The organism is Pseudonocardia sp. T1-2H (assembly GCF_038039215.1).
Taxonomy (GTDB): Bacteria; Actinomycetota; Actinomycetes; order Mycobacteriales; family Pseudonocardiaceae; genus Pseudonocardia.
Genome location: NZ_JBBPCL010000001.1, coordinates 4,601,072 through 4,617,690 on the forward strand (window position 1 = coordinate 4,601,072; position 16,619 = coordinate 4,617,690).

Consider the following 16,619-nt stretch of genomic DNA (forward strand, 5'->3'; position numbering starts at 1 on the left):
GGGCACCGTCACCAGCCTGGTTCAGCGGGAAGAAGATCCCGGCGGACATGGTCATGTACTCGGCGGGGCGGCAGGGCGTCACGGACGAGCTACACCTGGACAAGGCGAACCTCACCGCGGACGACCGTGGCCGGATCCCGGTCGACGAGCACTACCGCACCGAGGTGCCGCACATCTACGCGGTCGGGGACGTCATCGGCTTCCCCGCCCTGGCCGCGACGAGCATGGACCAGGGCCGGCTCGCCGCCTACCACGCGTTCGACGAACCGGCCCGGGAGCTGCACGGCCTGCAGCCGATCGGTATCGACACCGTCCCCGAGATCTCCTTCCGCGGGAAGACCGAGGCGGAGCTGACGGGCTCCTCCACCCCCTACGAGGTGGGGATGTCCCGCTACCGCGAACTCGCCCGCGGCGCGATCGTGGGGGACTCCTACGGCATGCTCAAGCTGCTGGTCTCCACAGAGGACCGCACCCTGCTCGGTGTGCGCGTCTTCGGTACCAACTACTCGGCGACGGCGAGCGCGTCGATCTCGACGAGCATGACCTCGTGCGGGAGGTCGACGAAGACGGTGGTGCGGGCGGGCAGCGCACCGCTCGGGACGTGCTCGGCGACGAACTCCCCGTAGACCTCGTTCATCAGCGGGAAGTCCTCCCGCTTCGTGAGGTAGACACGGAACATCAGCACGTCCTCGACCGACGAGCCGCCGGCCTCGAGGATCGCCCGGACGTTCTCCAGCGTGCGCCGGGTCTGGACGCGGACGTCGCCCTCGCCGATGTAGGTGTTCGACTCCGGGTCCATCGGTCCCTGCCCGGAGACCTGCAGCAGCCCGCCCTTGCGCACGGCCTGGCTGAAGGTGTGCGCGGGGGCCGGGGCGGCGTCGGTCTTGACGACGGTCTTGCTGCTCATGCGGGGCGGCCTTTCGAGGTGGTGACGGATTTCGACGTGGTCGGGGGTTGCCAACCGTGGTCCCGGGAGATCCGGTCGGTGACGGCCAGCAGTGACGGGACCAGCTCGACGAGCTGGTCGTCGCTCATGACGATGTCCGGGACCGAGACCGACACGGCGGCGACGGCCCGGCCGGAGGCACTGCGGACGGGCGCGGAGATGCAGTTGATGGAGCGCTCGTTCTCCTCCCTGTCGTGCGCCCAGCCCTGCTCGCGTACGCGGGCGAGCTCGGCCAGGTAGTCCTCGCGCGTCACGAGGGTGTTCGGGGTGGCCCGGGTGAACTCGACGCCGCCGAGCACCTGCTCGAGCTCGGCCGGCGACAGGTCCGCGACCAGCACCTTTCCCGCGGCCGTCGAGTGCACAGGCGCACGCAGGCCGATCCGCGACGCCATCCGCACGTGGTCGTGGGACTCGAGCTTGTCGATGTAGACGATCTCGCTGCCCACCAGCTCCGAGAGGTGCGTCGTGCGGCCGTGCTCGGCGTTGAACACCGCCAGGTGCGGGGCCGCGATGCCGCGGACCTCGCGCTGGTCCAGTCCGCGCGAGGCGAGCTCGAAGACCGTGGCGCCGAGGTGGTAGCGGTGGTTGCCGTCCCGGTAGACGAAGTGGTCCTCGGCGAGGGTGCGCAGCAGCCGCAGGACCGTGGTCTTGTGCACGCCCAGCGCGCCCGCCAGGTCGTCCAGGGACGCCGGCCCGGCACCGAGCCGGACCAGGATCTGCAACGCCTTCCCCAGGCTCGCACTCATCGGGTCACTTCCTTCAGCCCGGCCGCGGACACGCGGACGTCCGCCCACTCCCGCTCCGTCGAGTCGAGGAGTCGGTCCGTCGTCGCCGCGGGCAGTGGCGTCGCGGAGTCCCCGGGGACGGTCAGGACCGCCGCCGCAGCGAGGTGCCCGCGCCGCAGGCAGCGCTCGATCGGCTCGCTCCGGACGAGCCCGGTGAGCAGGCCCGCGGCGAACGCGTCCCCCGCCCCCACCGGCTCCACGACCTCCACCGCGAGGGCCGGCTGCGCGACGACGCTCCCGTCCCGCGTCATCGCGAGCGCCCGGTCCGCGCCGTCCTTGACGACCAGCAGTTCCGGCGCGGGGAGCAGCCGTCGCAGCGCCGCCGGCTCGTCTGTGCCGAACACCCGCCGCGCCTCGTCGCCGCCCACCAGGACGACGTCCGCGAGCCCGGCCAGCCCCGCCACGGCACGAGGGTCCCCGGACGGCCACATCTGCTCGCGCCAGTTCACATCGAACACCGCGCGCCCGCTCCGCGGCGCGGCGAGCAGGGCGTCCATCAGCTCCGCGCAGGACTCCGACAGCGCGGCGGTGATGCCGCTGACGTGCACGAACGCGGCGGCGGCGAAACGCTCGCGGACGGCGGGCCGCGCCAGGAAGCCCGGCCCCATGCCCGCAGCGGCCGAGCCCGCGCGGCAGTAGTGCATGCGCGACGACGGCTCGCCGTCCGGCCCGATCGCGACGGTCTTCGCGTAGCACCCGGTCGGCAGGGCCGGGTCGATCTCGACGGCGCCGACGTCGACCCCGCGGCGCTCCAGCTCGGACAGCACGGCCGCGCCGAGCGCGTCGTCCCCGAGGCGGCCGATCCACGCGACGGGGATCCCGGCCCCGGCCAGGCCGAGCGCGACGTTCACCTCGGCGCCCGCGGCGCGCGCCTCGACGGGGGCCGGTTCGCCGGTGGGCACGTCCGGGAGCAGCGCCAACGCCTCGCCCAGGCACACGACCGTCGGTTGCATACCTCGAAACCCCCACACGTTGACGCTCTGCCGGCGGCGATGCTACAACCAGCGCAGCAAATTCTGCAACGTACGTTGCTTCCTACGCAACGCATCAGTTCAACGTGTCTGTCGTCCGAGGAGACGCACCATGAGCGGAACGACCAGCCCGCCGGCGCACGCGGCCACGGACCTCCGACCGGGGCCGCTGGCGAAGTCCCTGCCGGATTCGGCGGGCGACGTGACCGTCGGCGAGTTCCTCGCGACCGGTCCCCGGCTCTCCGCGTTCGGCACCCCGCTGCTGGTGCTCACCGGATCGGCTCTGCGGGAGAACGCGGAGCACATGGCCGCGTGGTGCGCCGAGCGCGGCGTCGGCCTCGCCCCGCACGGCAAGACGACGATGGCGCCGACCCTCTGGGACCTCCAGCTGCGGGCCGGCGCCTGGGGCATCACGCTCGCCACGCCGTCGCAGGTCAAGGTCGGGCTCGAGTCCGGGCTCCGGCGGATCATGCTCGCGAACGCGCTGGTGGATCCGCACGGCGTCGCGATGGTCGCGCGGGCGCGCGATGCGGATCCGGAGCTGGAGGTCCTGAGCTGGGCGGACTCGATCGAGACCGTCGCTGCGATGGAGCGGGCGCTCCCGGAGCCGCCCGCCCGGCCGCTCACCGTGCTGGTCGAGCTGGGCGCTCCCGGCGGGCGCACGGGCGCGCGCAGCCGCGCGGAGGCGGAGGCCGTCGCGGCGGCGATCGTCGCGAGCCCGGTCCTCGCGCTCGGCGGCGTGAGCGGCTACGAGGGCGCGCTCGCCCACGACGCGTCCCCCGCCGCGCTCGACGCCGTGCGGCGCTACCTCGGGGACATGGCGGCGCTGCACCGGAGTCTGCGCCACGAGACGGACGAGGTCGTCGTCACGGCGGGCGGCAGCGCCTACTTCGACGACGTCGCGGACATCCTCGGCCCGCTCGCCGACGACCGCACGCAGGTCCTGCTGCGCTCGGGCGCCTACCTCGTGCACGACGACGGCTTCTACCGCGGCATCTCCCCCTTCTCCCGAGGGGCGTCGACCCCCTTCCGTTCCGCGATGCACACCTGGGCCCGCGTCGTCTCCCGCCCCGAGCCGGGCCTGGCGCTGCTCGACGCCGGGAAGCGGGACGTCCCGTTCGACGAGGGCCTGCCCGAACCGCAGCTCCTCGCGGACTCCCTCGGCGCCCCCGCCACCCCGCTGACCGGCGAGATCACCGCCGTCAACGACCAGCACGCGTTCCTGCGCACCGAGGACCCGATCCGCGTCGGGCAGGTCGTGCGGCTCGGCCTCTCCCACCCGTGCACGGCCTTCGACAAGTGGCGGTGGATCCCGGTGGTCGAGAGCACCGAGGAGGCCGACCCGGTCGTCGTCGACCTGGTCAGGACCTACTTCTGATGCGCACCCTCCTCCGCGGGGCCACCGTCGTCGACGGCACCGAGAGCCCCCGGTACCGCGCGGACGTGCTGCTCGACGACGACGTGATCGCCTCGATCGGCGGCGACGGCACGGCGGACCGGGTCATCGACGCGGACGGGCTCGTCCTGGCCCCCGGCTTCATCGACATGCACGCCCACTCGGACCTGCAGATCCTCACGGAGCCGGCGCATCTCGCGAAGATCAGCCAGGGCGTCACGACCGAACTGCTGGGCCAGGACGGGCTGTCCTACGCCCCCGTCGACGACGCCGCGCTCGCCGTCCTGCGCCGCAAGATCGCGGGCTGGAACTCCGATCCGCAGGACTTCGACTTCTCCTGGCGCAGCGTCGGCGAGTACCTGGACCGCCTCGACCGCGGCATCGCCGCCTACCTCGTCCCGCACGGTGTCGTCCGCGCGCTGGTCTGCGGCTGGGACGACGTGCCCGCGAGCGCCGCGGACGTCGAGGCGATGCAGCGGATCATCCGGACCGCGATGAAGCAGGGCGCCGTCGGCATGTCCGCGGGGCTGACCTACACGCCCGGGATGTACGCGGACAACTCCGAGCTGCTCGCGCTCTGCCGGACGGTCGGTGAGCTCGGCGGGTTCTTCGCGCCGCACCACCGCTCGTACGGCAGGGGCGCACTCGAGGCCTACGCCGAGATGATCGACCTGACGACCCGGGCGGGCTGCCCGCTGCACCTCTCGCACGCGACGCTGAACTTCGGCCCGAACAAAGGCCGCGCGGGCGAGCTGATCACGATGCTCGACGACGCCCTCGCGGCGGGCGCGGACATCACCCTGGACACCTATCCGTACCTGCCCGGCGCGACGACGCTGTCCGCGATCCTGCCCAGCTGGTCGTCCGCGGGCGGGCACACCGCGACGCTGGACCGGCTGCGGGACCCTGCCGCGCTCGCCCGGATCCGGGCGGACCTCGAGGTCCACGGCTCCGACGGCTGCCACGGCGTGGTCGCCGAGTGGGAGACGATCGAGATCAGCGGGGTCGCGAACCCGGCGCTCGGCCACGCCGTGGGCCGGACGATCCGGCAGCTGGCCGAGGGGAAGGACCCCTTCGACGTCTGCGTCGAGCTCCTCCTGGCCGACGACCTCGGCACCGGCATCCTGCAGCACGTCGGGCACGAGGAGAACGTGCAGGCGATCATGCGTCACGCCCGGCACACGGGTGGGAGCGACGGCCTGCTGGTCGGCGCCAAACCGCATCCGCGGGCGTGGGGGACGTTCCCGCGCTATCTCGGCCACTACTGCCGTGACCTGGGCATGTTCTCCCTGGAGGAATGCATCGGGCACCTGACCGGACGGGCCGCGGCCCGGCTCCGCCTGCGCGACCGCGGCCTCGTCCGCGAGGGCTACGCCGCGGATCTCGTCCTGTTCGACCCGGAGGTCGTGGCGGACACCGCGACGTTCGCGGACCCGGCGCGACCGGCCGCCGGGATCCCCTACGTGATCGTCAACGGCGAGCTCGCGATCGAGGACTCGCACCGGACCGACGCCCTGGCCGGGCGCGCGCTGCGCCGCCGGCCGGACGGGAGCACCTCATGACCCACCTGATGCAGGACCGCGCGCTCGCGGTCGTCCGCGCCGAGCGGATCCCGGACGCCCCCGCGCTCTGTCGCGCGCTCGCGGCGGGCGGGATCCGGACCGTCGAGCTCACCTTCACCACGCCGGGCGTGCTCGACCACCTCCGGGCGGCGGCCGGCGAGCCCGGCGTCGACCTCGGCGTCGGGACCGTCCTCACCGGGAACCAGGCCAAGGCCGCGCTCGACGCGGGCGCGACGTTCCTGGTCACCCCGGGTCTCCGACGGGCCGTCGTCGACGTCGGCGTTGCCGCGGGCGTCCCGGTGTACCTCGGCGCGTTCACCCCCACCGAGGTCGCCGAGGCGATGGACCTGGGCGCGAGCGCCGTCAAGATCTTCCCGGCCGGGCGGCTGGGCCCCGCCTATCTCCGCGACCTGCTCGGCCCCTACCCGCACGCGCGGCTGCTGCCCTCCGGCGGCGTCTCCGCGGACAACGCCGCGGAGTTCCTCGCCGCGGGCGCCTCGGCCGTCTGTGCCGGGTCCTCCGTCGTCCCCCCGGCGGCCGTCGCGGCGGCCGAGTGGGATCTGATCACCGATCGCGCCCGGGCCTTCGCGGCCGCCGTCACCCCTTCACGGCTGGAGAGCTGATGTCCTTCGTCGACTGGCTGCAACACGACACGGCAGGCCTGCTCACGCTCGCCGCCGTGAGCGTGGCGGTCCTGCTGCTGCTCATCATCAAGCTGAGACTCGAACCGTTCATCGCGCTGATCGTGGTCGGCGTCGCGGTGGCGCTGGTCGCGGGACTTCCGGTCACGAAGCTGGTCGGGACACCGATCAAGTCCGCGGACTCGCTGCTGGAGACGGGCTTCGGCAGCATCCTCGGGCACATCGCCCCGATCATCGGACTCGGCACCGTGCTCGGCGCGATCATGGAACGCTCGGGCGGCGCGGACGTGCTCACCACGCGCCTGCTCAAGCTCTTCGGGCCGAAGGGCGCACCGCTCGCGATGGGCCTGACCGGCCTCATCCTCGGCATCCCGGTCTTCTTCGACATCGGCATCTTCGTGCTCGCGCCGCTCGTCTACGTGGCCGCCAAGCGCGGTGGGCGCTCGCTGGTGCTCTACGCCCTGCCGATGCTCGCCGGCCTGTCCATGACGCACGCGTTCCTGCCGCCGCACCCGGGGCCGGTGGCCGCGGCCGGGCTGCTGGGCGTGGACATGGGCTGGATCATCATCATGGGCCTGCTCTGCGGCATCCCCGCGTGGCTGGTCAGCGGGGTGTGGTGGGGCTCGTTCGCCGGGAAGCGGATCCAGGTCGCGGTTCCGGAGGAGTACGTCCCCGAGCTGCCCGACGGCGGTCCGTCGACCGCGTCCGACCCCGACGGTCAGGCCGGAGGCGGCGGCACCGCAACCGCGACCGCCGTCCGCACCCGTCCGCCGTCGGTGGGACTGATCGGCGCGATCATCGTCGTGCCGCTGGTGCTGATTCTGGGCGCGACGGTCGGCACGATCGCCCTCGCCGAGGGCTCGGAGTTCCGTTCCGTGCTGCTGTTCCTCGGCACGCCGGCGATCGCGCTGACGATCGCGGTGCTGCTGGCGATGTACCTGCTCGGCATCCGGCGGGGCATGACCGTCGTCGAGCTGGGCCGGATCACCGGTGAGTCCCTGAAGCCGATCGGCATGATCCTGCTCGTCGTCGGCGCGGGCTCGTTCTTCGGCGCGGTGCTGCGGGCGACCGGGGTGGGCGACGCGCTCGCCGGTTCGATGACGGCGATCGGCCTGCCGGTGATCGTCTCGGCCTACCTCGTCAGCGCGGCGCTGCGGCTCGCGCAGGGCTCGGCGACGGTCGCGATCGTGACGACGGCCGGGATCATCGGCCCGACCGTCGCCTCCGGCGGGTTCTCCCAGGCGCAGGTGGCGCTGATCGTCGTCGCGGTGTCCGCGGGCTCGATCATCGCCAGCCACGTCAACGACGGCGGGTTCTGGATCGTGTCCAAGTACTTCAACATGTCCGTGAAGGACACGCTGAAGACCTGGACGGTGCTCGAGACGATCCTGTCCGTGGTCGGCTTCGCGATGGCCGGCCTCGTCTGGCTCGTGGTCTAGAGCCTGCGGATCACGTGTAGCGGAAGCCGTGCTCGTCCAGCCACGGCTGGGGGTTGATCTTCGTCCCATCGGGGGTGATGACCTCGATGTGCAGGTGCGGGCCGGTGGACTCGCCGCGGTTGCCGACCTCGGCGATCTGCTGGCCGGCCTGCACCTGCTGTCCGACGCTCACGAGCGAGCGGTTGATGTGTCCGTAGACGGTGATCGTGCCGTCCGCGTGCTGTACCCGGACCCAGAGGCCGAAACCGCTGGCCGGGCCGGAGCTGATGACGGTGCCGGCCAGCGGGACGTCGATCGGGGTGCCGATCGGCGCGGCGATGTCCATGCCCAGGTGCGGTACGCCGCCGCGGATGCCGAACCCGGACGAGACCTGTCCGACGACGATCTGGACCCCGCCCTCGGCGGCCGCCGGAACGGCTGCCGCGACGGTGTTCGCCTGCTGCGTCCTCAGCCGCTCGGCGGCCTGCGCCGTGGCCTTCTGCTCGGCGTCCACGGCCTTGACGGCCTCGGCCGCCTTCTGCGTCGCGGCGGCGGTCTGCTGGTGAGGTCCGGCCGCCTTGACGAGGTTCGCGACGTTCGGTGACTCGGCGACCGGCGCGGCGGCGACCGGAGCCGTGGCGAGGGCCGCGATGGCGGCGCCGTCCACCCTCGGCAGGGGGTGCGCACCGATCTGGGCCGCTGCGCCGCTCGGGGCCTCTGCACCGATCGGGGGCAGGGCCGGAGCCTCGGCGGCGAGGGCGTCCGTCGTCGTGAACTCGGCGGCGCCGAGCAGCATGGTGCCCACGCCGATGTCCGGGAGGGTGCCGGCGTAGGCGGCCTGGCCCGCCGCGGCCAAGGTGCCACCGGCGACGGTGACCGCAGCCATGCGGGCGAGCAGGGACGGGGTGAGCCCTGGGGTGGCGGACCGGAGCGTGTCGCCGGTCCTCGATGCCGTCACGAGGACGGGCAGCGAGGAACCGACGATCGCGCGACGGCCCCGGGGGAGCGATGCCGTGCCACGTCTTTCCTTCCGGATCACCGGCGGCCGGACGACCCGTGGGGAGCGGGCGAGCGACTGGGGTTCGACTCGTGTCCGTTTCGTGACCGCGCCGTGATCCGGGATGGAACGTAGCGGCGAAAACACGCCCGGCCAGACAGAGGTTGCCTCCGGCAGGACCACCGGATCGTGGACGGCGCCGAGCGGTCGAAACCGGCGCGTCGCGAGGACACGCCGGGCAAGCGTTCCCGTTCGGCGCAGGGAGCAACCCGTTTTCGCACCCAACACTGCTCTTCGTACGTCGATCGTAACTCAGTGTGACAACCGGTGCTGTGCGTCACGCGCCGCACGCCCGCCCGTCGCGCCCGGCCTCGTGGAGGACCGCCAGCGGACTCCACCAGGTGAGCTCGTCAAGCTTCGCGCGCGTTGATCTGCCCCACACGCGCGGACGACACCGCGCGACGCGCCGAAGCGCGCGGGCCTCAGCCGATTCCGAGCTCCGCGAGCCGCGCCCGGTACCGCGCGACCCCCGCGAGCTTGACGTCCTCGTACCCCCGCACCAGGTCGGCCGCCTCCGCCGCGGCTGCCGCGCTCTCGTACGACTCGGGCGTCAGGCCCGCGGCGAGCCGCAGCACCATCGCCCGGTACTCGTCCCGCAGCTCCCGCTCCAGCTTGCGGATCTCGGTCCGGCCGAACGGGTCCAGCGGCGTTCCCCGCAGCACCTTGCCGCGGGCGAGCTGGGTCAGCACCGGCTTCATCCACGGCCCGAACGCGATCTTCCGGTCCCGGCCGAGCGCCTTGAGGATCGGCGGGTGCAGCCGGTAGCGGAGCTTCGCCCCACCCGGCACCTCTGCGGCGAGCGCCGCCTCAAAGGCGGGGTCGGTCAGCAGCCGGGCGACCTCGTACTCGTCCTTGTACGCGGTCAGCCGGTGCAGGCCCCGCGCCACGGCCTCGGAGAACGCCGTCCCGGAACCCACCCGCTGCTCGGCACGCCACACCGTGACGACGTCCGCGACGTAGCGGCGCGCCGTCCGCTCGCCCTGGTACCCGACCAGCTGCGCCGCCCGCACCTCGACGAGCCGCCGGGTCTCCCCCGCCAGCTCTCCGAGCGAGATCGACGCGGGCAGCCCGGGTGCCGTCGCCACCGCCGCCGGCCGGGGCGTCGCCGCCGCGAAGGCCTCGGGGTCCGCGACCGCCACGCGTCCCCACCGGAACGCCGCGGTGTTGGCCGCGACCGCGACGCCGTTGAGCTCGATCGCCCACTCGATCGCCGCGGCGGACAGCGGCAGCGCCCCCGACTGGTACGCCGCGCCCACGAGCAGCAGGTTCGCGGGCATCGTGTCACCGAAGAGGGCCTGCGCGGCCGCCTGGGCGTCGAGCTGCACCACCTCGCGGGACGTGCCGGCGATCCGCGCCACCAGCCCGTCGACGTCCGGTGCGGTGGCCGTCGCGTCCCGCACCATCGTGCCGGTCGGGACCGGGCTGGTCGAGACGACCGCGGTCGTCGAGTCCGGGGAGGCGTAGGTGAGGTACTTCCCGTCCGCGCCGACCAGGACGTCGAAGGCGAGGTAGCAGGCGGCCTGTGCGCTGCCGACCCGGTTGGCCGGGCCGAGCGCGGCCTCGTCCGCGGCGATCCGCAGGTGCGAGACGACCGGCCCGGCCTTCTGCGAGAGCCCGGTCTGGTCGACGCCGTGGACCGCGAGCCCGTCGCGGATCGCGGCCGAGCCGAGCACCTGGTTCACGGTGACGATGCCGGTGCCGCCGATGCCGGCGAGGAAGACGTCCCCCTCCCGGCGCGAGGTCACGTCGGGGACCACCGGCGGCTCGCGACGCTCGGGGCGGGACGCGGCCGAACGAGCGGGCGCCTCCACCGTCACGAACGACGGACAGTCGCCCGCCAGGCACGAGTAGTCCGTGTTGCAGGACGTCTGGTCGATCCGGGTCTTGCGCCCGAACTCCGTGTCGACGGGCTGCACGGACAGGCAGTTGGACTTCACACCGCAGTCCCCGCAGCCCTCGCAGACCGCTTCGTTGATCACGACACGGGTCGCCCGGACCGGGATCGCCCCACGCTTGCGCAGCCGCCGGGACTCCGCGGCGCAGCGCTGGTCGTAGACCAGCACGGTGACGCCCTCGGTGGAACCGAGCACCTGCTGCGCCTCGTCGAGCCGGTCCCGGTGCCACAGGTCCACCCCGCGCGGCAGCGGCGTCAGCGCGCGGAAACGCTCCGGCTCGTCCGCGCACACGATGATCCTCGTGACGCCCTCGGCCAGCAGCTTCGCCGCGAGCTCGGGCACCTCGAGGCCGCCCTCGGCGTCCTGCCCGCCCGTCATCGCGACGGCGCGGTTGTAGAGGAGCTTGTAGGTGATCGTGACGCCCGCGGCGACGCAGGCCTGGACGGCGAGCTGCCCGGAGTGCGCGAACGTCCCGTCGCCCATGTTCTGGAACATGTGCCCGGCGGTGGTGAACGGGGACTGCCCGATCCACTGCGCGCCCTCCCCGCCCATCTGCGTGATCGACGTGACCTCGCTGGACTCGCGGTGGGTCAGCGCGACCATCGCGTGGCAGCCGATCCCGCCGCCGGCGACCGCGCCCTCGGGGACGACGGTCGAGCGGTTGTGCGGACAGCCGGAGCAGAAGTAGGGCGTCCGGGCCACGGGCAGGAGCTCGAGCTTCGGCGGTTCGCGGCGGGCCCCCGGGTCCGGGGCCAGCTCACCGAGCACCCGGCGCAGCGGCCCCGTCAGGGCCCCGGCCGTCAGCTCGCCCGCGACCGGGACCAGCGGCGCCCCGTTCTCGTCGGCGGACCCGATCACGGCGGGCGCGTCGGCGAGCCCGTAGAGCACGTCGCGCACGGCGGACTCGACGAACGGCGACTTCTCCTCCACGACCAGCACGGTCTCGAGCCCTGCGGCGAACTCGCGCAGCTGTCCGCGGTCCAGCGGGTGGATCATGCCGAGCTTCAGCAGCCGGACGGCGCCGTCGGCCACCCCGAGGTCCCGCAACGCCTGCCGGACGTCCGTGAACGCCTTCCCACCGGCCACGATCCCGATCCGCGCGCCGGGCGCCGCGTCCTCGACCGTGTTGATCGGGTTCGCCGCGAGGAACTCCCGCAGCATCGCCCAGCGCGGCCCGTACATCTGCGCCTCGGCCTCGAGCGACGCGGGCGGCACGAGCATCGGGATCTGCCGGTACTCCCACGGCCGCCCGTCCCACTCCAGCTCGGGGACGGTGATCGGGACGTCGGGTGCGCCGTCGAGGGTGTAGACGCCGTCCGCCACGTCGGCGGTGATCTTCATGCCGACCCACATGCCGGACGCCCGGGACATCGCGATCCCGTAGCGGCCGAGCCGGACGATCTCCGCGGCGTCGGAGGGGTAGAGGACGGGCAGGCCGAAGCCGGCGAGGGTGCGCTCGGAGATGCAGGGGATCGTGGAGGACTTGCAGCTCGGGTCGTCGCCGGCGAGGACGAGCACGCCGCCGGACGGGTGGGCGCCGCACATGTTGCCGTGCCGGAACGGGTCCCCGGCCCGGTCGACACCCGGCGCCTTGCCGTACCAGACCCCGACGGCGCCGTCGACGGTCCGCGGGTGCCCGGGCACCTCGACCTGGCTGCCCCAGATCGCGGTCGCGGCGAGCTCCTCGTTCAACCCGGGGACGAACTCCAGCCCGGCCGTCTCCTTCAGCTCGGGCGCGGCGGCCAGCGTCTTGTCCAGCCCGCCGAGCGGGCTGCCCTGGTACCCGGACACGAACGAGGCGGTGCGCAGCCCGGCCGCGGCGTCCGCGGCGTGCTGCTCGACCAGCAGCCGGGCGATCGCCTGCACTCCCGTGACCAGCACGGGGCCGGCCCCGGCGCGGTAGCGGGCGCCCAGGTCGAAGTCGACCTGGGCGTGCGGGGTGGTGTCTTCGAGCGTCATCGCCTCGAGCCTCACTTCGTTCGGCCCGTGCGCGGTGAGTGGTGTCGGGGCACCACTCACCGCGCACGGGCGTCAGCAGTTCGCGAGCATCGCGGACACCGTGGCCGCGGCCCTGCGGACACTCTGTACCACCGCGACCTTCCGCGCCCCGAGGACACGGGACGTCGACCCGACCACCGAGATCGCCGCGACCGCCACCCGCCGGTCCCCGCGCGTGACGACGACCGGCGCCGCGACCGACGACATGCCGATCGTGTGCTCCTCCCGCGACGCCGCGTACCCGTCCGTCCGGACCTGCACGAGGACCTGCCGGTACCGCGCGGGGTCGACGATCGTGAACGGTGTCTTCCGCTCGAACCCGCGCTCGAGGATCGCCCGCGCCATCGCCGGGTTCACCGCGGCCATCGCCTTGCCCGCGCTCGACGAGTGGCCGGGCCCGCGCCGGTACATCTCGGTGTGGAACATCGTCCCGGCCCCGGCACCCTCCAGCCGGTCGACGTAGAGCACGTCCGCCCCGACCGGGATCGCGAGCTGCGCGGTCTCCCGCAGGATCTCCCGCAGCTCGCCGAGCACCGGCAGGGACAGCTCGCGCAGCATCAACCGGTCGACGGCGAGCTGCCCGATCTCGAAGAGCCGCAGGCCCAGCCGGTAGCGGCCGCCGGGCGTCCGCTCCAGGAGGCCGCCGGAGGCCAGCGCCGCCAGCATCCGGCAGGCCGTGCTCTTCGCGACGCCGAGCCGCTGCGCGACCTTCGTCGCCCCAGCTCGGCCTCGTCGCCGAAGCAGTCCAGGACGGCCATCGCGATCGCGACCGAGCGGAGCGGGCCGTCCTGGGCGTCCGGCGCCTCGGGCACCGGGCCGTCCGGGACCAGCAGGGGTGGTGCGTTCTCGAGCGCTGCGCCGACTTCACTGGCGGTGAGCGTCATATCGCGTCAGGCCTCCCAGGCGGGGAACTCGTCTGCGGGCGGGACGTGCACCTCGGTCACGCGGTTGCGGTAGGAGACGAACGCGGTCTTGCCACCCTCGCGGAGCTTGACCCGGATCTCCTCGGTGTTCAAGGGCTCGCCCGGGTCGTAGCCGTGCGCCCAGGTCGCGAACGCCCGCATCGGCCCCGAATGGGTGGCCGCGACGATCCGCCGGTGATCGGGCGACTCGCTCATCAGCCGGTGGAACCCCCGCCAGAACCGCCGCACGCACAGCGCGGGCGGCTCGAAGTACATCATCGGGATGGTCAGCCACATCTCGATCGGGTCCGCCCCGCCGAGCTGGGTCCGGTAGAAGCGGTCGATCTCGACCAGCCAGCGCGGGCGGTCGCCCATCGCCATCCGCTCGAGCTTCTCCATCGTCGACTGGTACTGCCGGAAGGCCGACGTCACGTCGCGCAGGCCGTCCGGGGTCCAGACCCCGAAGTTCCGCAGCTCCGGGATGGGTTCGGGCTCGGACAGCTCGACGTCGTGACCCCACATCTGCAGCCCGTCGAGCGCGCCGCGGTGGATCTGCTCCGCGGTCTGCCGGGCGCGGTTGGTGTTCGCGCAGACGAGCCGGACCTTGTCCCCGGAGTCCCAGCGCCGGGCCAGCTCGTGGCCGCGGCGGTGGGCCTGCCAACCGCCCATCGGCGTCAGGCCCGCATCGGTGGAGTAGCCCTGGGTGATGCCGTGCCGGATGATCGAGATCTCGCAGACGATCTTCTCCGACGCCTTGCGCTCGACCGGCGCCGCGACCTCCTTGCCCCGGGTGGCCTCGGCGAGCGCGGGGGTGAAGGACTTCCCCTCGTACTCGACGACCGTGGGCGCGGACGAGGCCCGCTCCCGGAACCGCCGGAGGTAGAGCGGCGCCGAGTCGGGCGCCTCCTCCGCGGCCCCCGGTTCGACGGGCGCGGCGTACGACCGGCTCGACCCGTTGCCGTCCACGCCCTTGCGGGTCTGCCGGTCCCGGTACTTCGCGAGGTAGTTGGGCGCCTCGTACCGGTCGATCCTGCGCGGGTCCGTGGCCGTCACGACTGCGCCTCCGCGGGAAGAAGAACGTCGGCGCGGCTCATGAGTGCACCGTGAAGAAGCGCTCGTTGACCTGGCGGTGGTAGTAGAAGATCGCCCGGCCCATCTCCTCCTCGGTCCAGGTGATCGGCTCGAAGTCCGGGTCCACCCAGTAGCCGCCGGTGAAGAGCTCGTTGCGGTTGCCCACCGGGTCGAAGAAGTAGGTCGTGTAGCCGCGGGTCACGCCGTGCCGCGTGGGCGCCACGTCGATCGTCACGCCGTGGTAGGCGAGGGTGTCCGCGGCGTCCCGGATGCCGTTCCAGTCGTCCATCCAGAACGCGAAGTGGTGCAGCGCGCCGTTCGGACCGGTGATCACCGCGATGTCGTGCGGGGTGTGGCTGTGCTCCAGGAACGTCGCGAGCTGGTGGCCGTCGTTGGCCACGATCTGCTCGGTGAGCCGGAACTCCAGCAGCTCGGTGAAGAAGCGGGTGAACTCGCCGACGTCCTCGGCCATGACGAACACGTGGTCCAGCCGCGGCGGCGCGATCCCCACCAGGTCCTGCGGGCGGGGCGGGGGGTTGGTCATCGGCAGCATGTTTCCGACCCGCTCCATGCCGTGGACCAGCTCGACGAGGTGCCCGGACGGCGAGTCGAAGCGGATCGCCTCACCCCAGCCCGGTCCCAGCTCGCGGGCGGCGAACCGCTTCACCGGCACGCTGGCGGCCTGCAGCCGGTCCGTGAAGTAGTCCAGGTCCTCGGCGTCGCGGACCTTGAACGACATGTGGTCCAGGCCGTAGGTCGGGGCCTGGCGCAGGATCACCGAGTGGTGCTCGCGCTCGTCCCAGCACTTGAGGAAGACGCGCTCGGTGCCGTCCTTCTGGTCGCGCGCCGTCTCGATCAGGCCGAGGACCTCGGTGTAGTAGGCGGTGCACAGCTCCAGGTCCGGGACGCGGATCTCGACGTGCTGCAGCCGCAGGATTCGGTCGGTCACGATGAGCTCCTCAGGTGTGCATCCGCATGAAGCGCTGGCTGACGACGTTCTCGTAGTAGAAGAGGCCCTTGCCGAAGTTGTCCTCGGTCCAGGTGATGATCTCGGTGTCCGGGTCCACCCAGTAGCCGCCGGTGAAGACCTCGTTGCGGATGCCCAGCGGGTCGAAGAAGTAGATGGTGTTGCCGCGGGTGATGCCGTGCCTGGTCGGGCCCTGGTCGATCTGCACGCCGTTGTAGGCGAGGGTGTCCGCGGCCTTGCGGACGTGGTCCCAGTCGTCGAGCCAGTAGGCCCAGTGGTGCAGCGCGCCGTTGGGTCCGTTGACGATCGCGATGTCGTGCGGGGAGTTCGTCCGGCCGGCCATCCAGACGCCGAGCTGGTGGCCGTTGCCGTCGAGGATCTGTTCGGTCATCCGCATGCCCAGCACGTCGATGAAGAACGACGCGGCCTCGGCGACCTCCTCGGCGTTGACCAGCATGTGGTCCATCCGCGGCGGCGCGATGCCCGGCAGGTCCGGCGGCGGCGTCGGGCTCGGGTTGTGCTTGCCGAGGATGTTCCCGGTCTTCTCGATGTCCCAGACCAGCTCCATGATCTGGCCCGAGGGCACCTCGAACCTGATCGACTCGCCCTGGCCGACCGCGGCGCCCTTGGAGACGCGCGTCGTGGGGCAGCCGTAGGCCTCGACCTTCTTCTCGAAGTCGTGCAGGTCGTCCTCGGACTCGACGCGGAAGGTGAAGGAGTCCATTCCGGTGCGCGGGTTGTAGCGCATGCGCAACGAGTGGTGGTCCTCCTCGTCCCAGCACTTGAAGTAGACGGTCTCGGCGTCGCGCTGCACGGTCTGCAGGCCCATGACCTCGGAGTAGTACGCGGTGGCGAGGTCCAGGTCGGGTGTGCGGACGTCGATGTGGGCGAGGCGCAGGATCCCCACGGGTAGCCCCTCTCTCAGCAGCGGTGCCGGCGGGTTGACGGTGCGACCGTAGGCGGCCTAGCGTTCCGGAAGGAAGCCCACCCGTTCCGGAAATCAGAACGGA

At 72.6% G+C, this 16,619-nt stretch carries 13 protein-coding genes and 2 pseudogenes; 5 read left to right on the forward strand and 10 right to left on the reverse strand.

Annotated elements, in window-relative coordinates:
* Nucleotides 1–53: 53 nt before the first annotated feature.
* A pseudogene (locus tag WBK50_RS22670) lies at nt 54–455 on the forward strand (FAD-dependent oxidoreductase); the annotation flags it as partial.
* A gap of 47 nt (nt 456–502) precedes the next feature.
* Here WBK50_RS22670 and WBK50_RS22675 read toward each other — a convergent pair.
* From WBK50_RS22675 to WBK50_RS22685, 3 genes are read right to left on the reverse strand one after another with little or no spacing between them, the layout of a single operon-like run.
* Nucleotides 503–907 carry a RidA family protein gene (locus WBK50_RS22675; RefSeq protein WP_341337531.1) on the reverse strand — a complete coding sequence of 135 codons (405 nt, stop codon included), beginning with the start codon at nt 905–907 and terminating at the stop codon, nt 503–505.
* Nucleotides 904–1,692: an IclR family transcriptional regulator gene (locus WBK50_RS22680; RefSeq protein WP_341337532.1), complete on the reverse strand. Its 789-nt coding sequence runs from the start codon at nt 1,690–1,692 to the stop codon at nt 904–906. The genes WBK50_RS22675 and WBK50_RS22680 overlap by 4 nt, the downstream gene beginning before the upstream one ends.
* Nucleotides 1,689–2,684 (reverse strand): sugar kinase, encoded by a 996-nt coding sequence (locus WBK50_RS22685; protein ID WP_341337533.1) that lies wholly within the window; start codon nt 2,682–2,684, stop codon nt 1,689–1,691. The genes WBK50_RS22680 and WBK50_RS22685 overlap by 4 nt, the downstream gene beginning before the upstream one ends.
* A gap of 130 nt (nt 2,685–2,814) precedes the next feature.
* Between WBK50_RS22685 and WBK50_RS22690 the strand changes: the two genes are divergently transcribed.
* From WBK50_RS22690 to WBK50_RS22705, 4 genes are read left to right on the forward strand one after another with little or no spacing between them, the layout of a single operon-like run.
* Nucleotides 2,815–4,080, forward strand: a complete 1,266-nt coding sequence (locus WBK50_RS22690) for an alanine racemase (RefSeq protein WP_341337534.1) — start codon at nt 2,815–2,817, stop codon at nt 4,078–4,080.
* Nucleotides 4,080–5,660 (forward strand): N-acyl-D-amino-acid deacylase family protein, encoded by a 1,581-nt coding sequence (locus WBK50_RS22695; protein WP_341337535.1) that lies wholly within the window; start codon nt 4,080–4,082, stop codon nt 5,658–5,660. Before WBK50_RS22690 ends, WBK50_RS22695 begins: the two co-directional genes overlap by 1 nt.
* Complete coding sequence (locus WBK50_RS22700; RefSeq protein WP_341337536.1) at nt 5,657–6,283, forward strand: bifunctional 4-hydroxy-2-oxoglutarate aldolase/2-dehydro-3-deoxy-phosphogluconate aldolase; 627 nt, start codon at nt 5,657–5,659, stop codon at nt 6,281–6,283. The genes WBK50_RS22695 and WBK50_RS22700 overlap by 4 nt, the downstream gene beginning before the upstream one ends.
* Entirely contained in the window at nt 6,283–7,740 is a 1,458-nt protein-coding gene (locus tag WBK50_RS22705) for a GntP family permease (protein ID WP_341337537.1), read from the forward strand. The genes WBK50_RS22700 and WBK50_RS22705 overlap by 1 nt, the downstream gene beginning before the upstream one ends.
* Nucleotides 7,741–7,750: 10 nt before the next feature.
* Here WBK50_RS22705 and WBK50_RS22710 read toward each other — a convergent pair whose 3' ends face one another.
* The 7 genes and pseudogenes from WBK50_RS22710 to WBK50_RS22740 form a co-directional block, all read right to left on the reverse strand.
* Nucleotides 7,751–8,605: a M23 family metallopeptidase gene (locus tag WBK50_RS22710; protein ID WP_341337538.1), complete on the reverse strand. Its 855-nt coding sequence runs from the start codon at nt 8,603–8,605 to the stop codon at nt 7,751–7,753.
* A 593-nt stretch (nt 8,606–9,198) separates the two neighbouring features.
* Entirely contained in the window at nt 9,199–12,630 is a 3,432-nt protein-coding gene (locus tag WBK50_RS22715; protein WP_341337539.1) for an indolepyruvate ferredoxin oxidoreductase family protein, read from the reverse strand.
* Nucleotides 12,631–12,702: 72 nt separating this feature from the next.
* Nucleotides 12,703–13,335, reverse strand: a complete 633-nt coding sequence (locus WBK50_RS22720; protein WP_341337540.1) for an IclR family transcriptional regulator — start codon at nt 13,333–13,335, stop codon at nt 12,703–12,705.
* Between the two features lie 12 nt (nt 13,336–13,347).
* Nucleotides 13,348–13,413: pseudogene (locus tag WBK50_RS22725) on the reverse strand (hypothetical protein); the annotation flags it as partial.
* Between the two features lie 146 nt (nt 13,414–13,559).
* The gene (locus WBK50_RS22730) at nt 13,560–14,624 is read right to left on the reverse strand and encodes a histidine phosphatase family protein (protein WP_341337541.1); all 1,065 of its coding nucleotides are present in this window, start codon (nt 14,622–14,624) and stop codon (nt 13,560–13,562) included.
* 37 nt (nt 14,625–14,661) lie between these two features.
* Nucleotides 14,662–15,591 (reverse strand): catechol 2,3-dioxygenase, encoded by a 930-nt coding sequence (locus WBK50_RS22735; protein WP_341337542.1) that lies wholly within the window; start codon nt 15,589–15,591, stop codon nt 14,662–14,664.
* Between the two features lie 10 nt (nt 15,592–15,601).
* Nucleotides 15,602–16,516, reverse strand: a complete 915-nt coding sequence (locus WBK50_RS22740) for a catechol 2,3-dioxygenase (protein ID WP_341337543.1) — start codon at nt 16,514–16,516, stop codon at nt 15,602–15,604.
* Between the last annotated feature and the right edge of the window lie 103 nt (nt 16,517–16,619).

Bases quoted from the DNA above. Each gene is read 5' to 3' on its own strand.
- WBK50_RS22685 (WP_341337533.1), bottom strand. From the start codon at position 2,684: ATGCAACCGACGGTCGTGTGCCTGGGCGAGGCGTTGGCGCTGCTCCCG.
- WBK50_RS22675 (WP_341337531.1), bottom strand. From the start codon at position 907: ATGAGCAGCAAGACCGTCGTCAAGACCGACGCCGCCCCGGCCCCCGCG.
- WBK50_RS22705 (WP_341337537.1), top strand. From the start codon at position 6,283: ATGTCCTTCGTCGACTGGCTGCAACACGACACGGCAGGCCTGCTCACG.
- WBK50_RS22700 (WP_341337536.1), top strand. From the start codon at position 5,657: ATGACCCACCTGATGCAGGACCGCGCGCTCGCGGTCGTCCGCGCCGAG.
- WBK50_RS22710 (WP_341337538.1), bottom strand. From the start codon at position 8,605: ATGGCTGCGGTCACCGTCGCCGGTGGCACCTTGGCCGCGGCGGGCCAG.
- WBK50_RS22695 (WP_341337535.1), top strand. From the start codon at position 4,080: ATGCGCACCCTCCTCCGCGGGGCCACCGTCGTCGACGGCACCGAGAGC.
- WBK50_RS22720 (WP_341337540.1), bottom strand. From the start codon at position 13,335: ATGCTGGCGGCGCTGGCCTCCGGCGGCCTCCTGGAGCGGACGCCCGGC.
- WBK50_RS22680 (WP_341337532.1), bottom strand. From the start codon at position 1,692: ATGAGTGCGAGCCTGGGGAAGGCGTTGCAGATCCTGGTCCGGCTCGGT.
- WBK50_RS22715 (WP_341337539.1), bottom strand. From the start codon at position 12,630: ATGACGCTCGAAGACACCACCCCGCACGCCCAGGTCGACTTCGACCTG.
- WBK50_RS22690 (WP_341337534.1), top strand. From the start codon at position 2,815: ATGAGCGGAACGACCAGCCCGCCGGCGCACGCGGCCACGGACCTCCGA.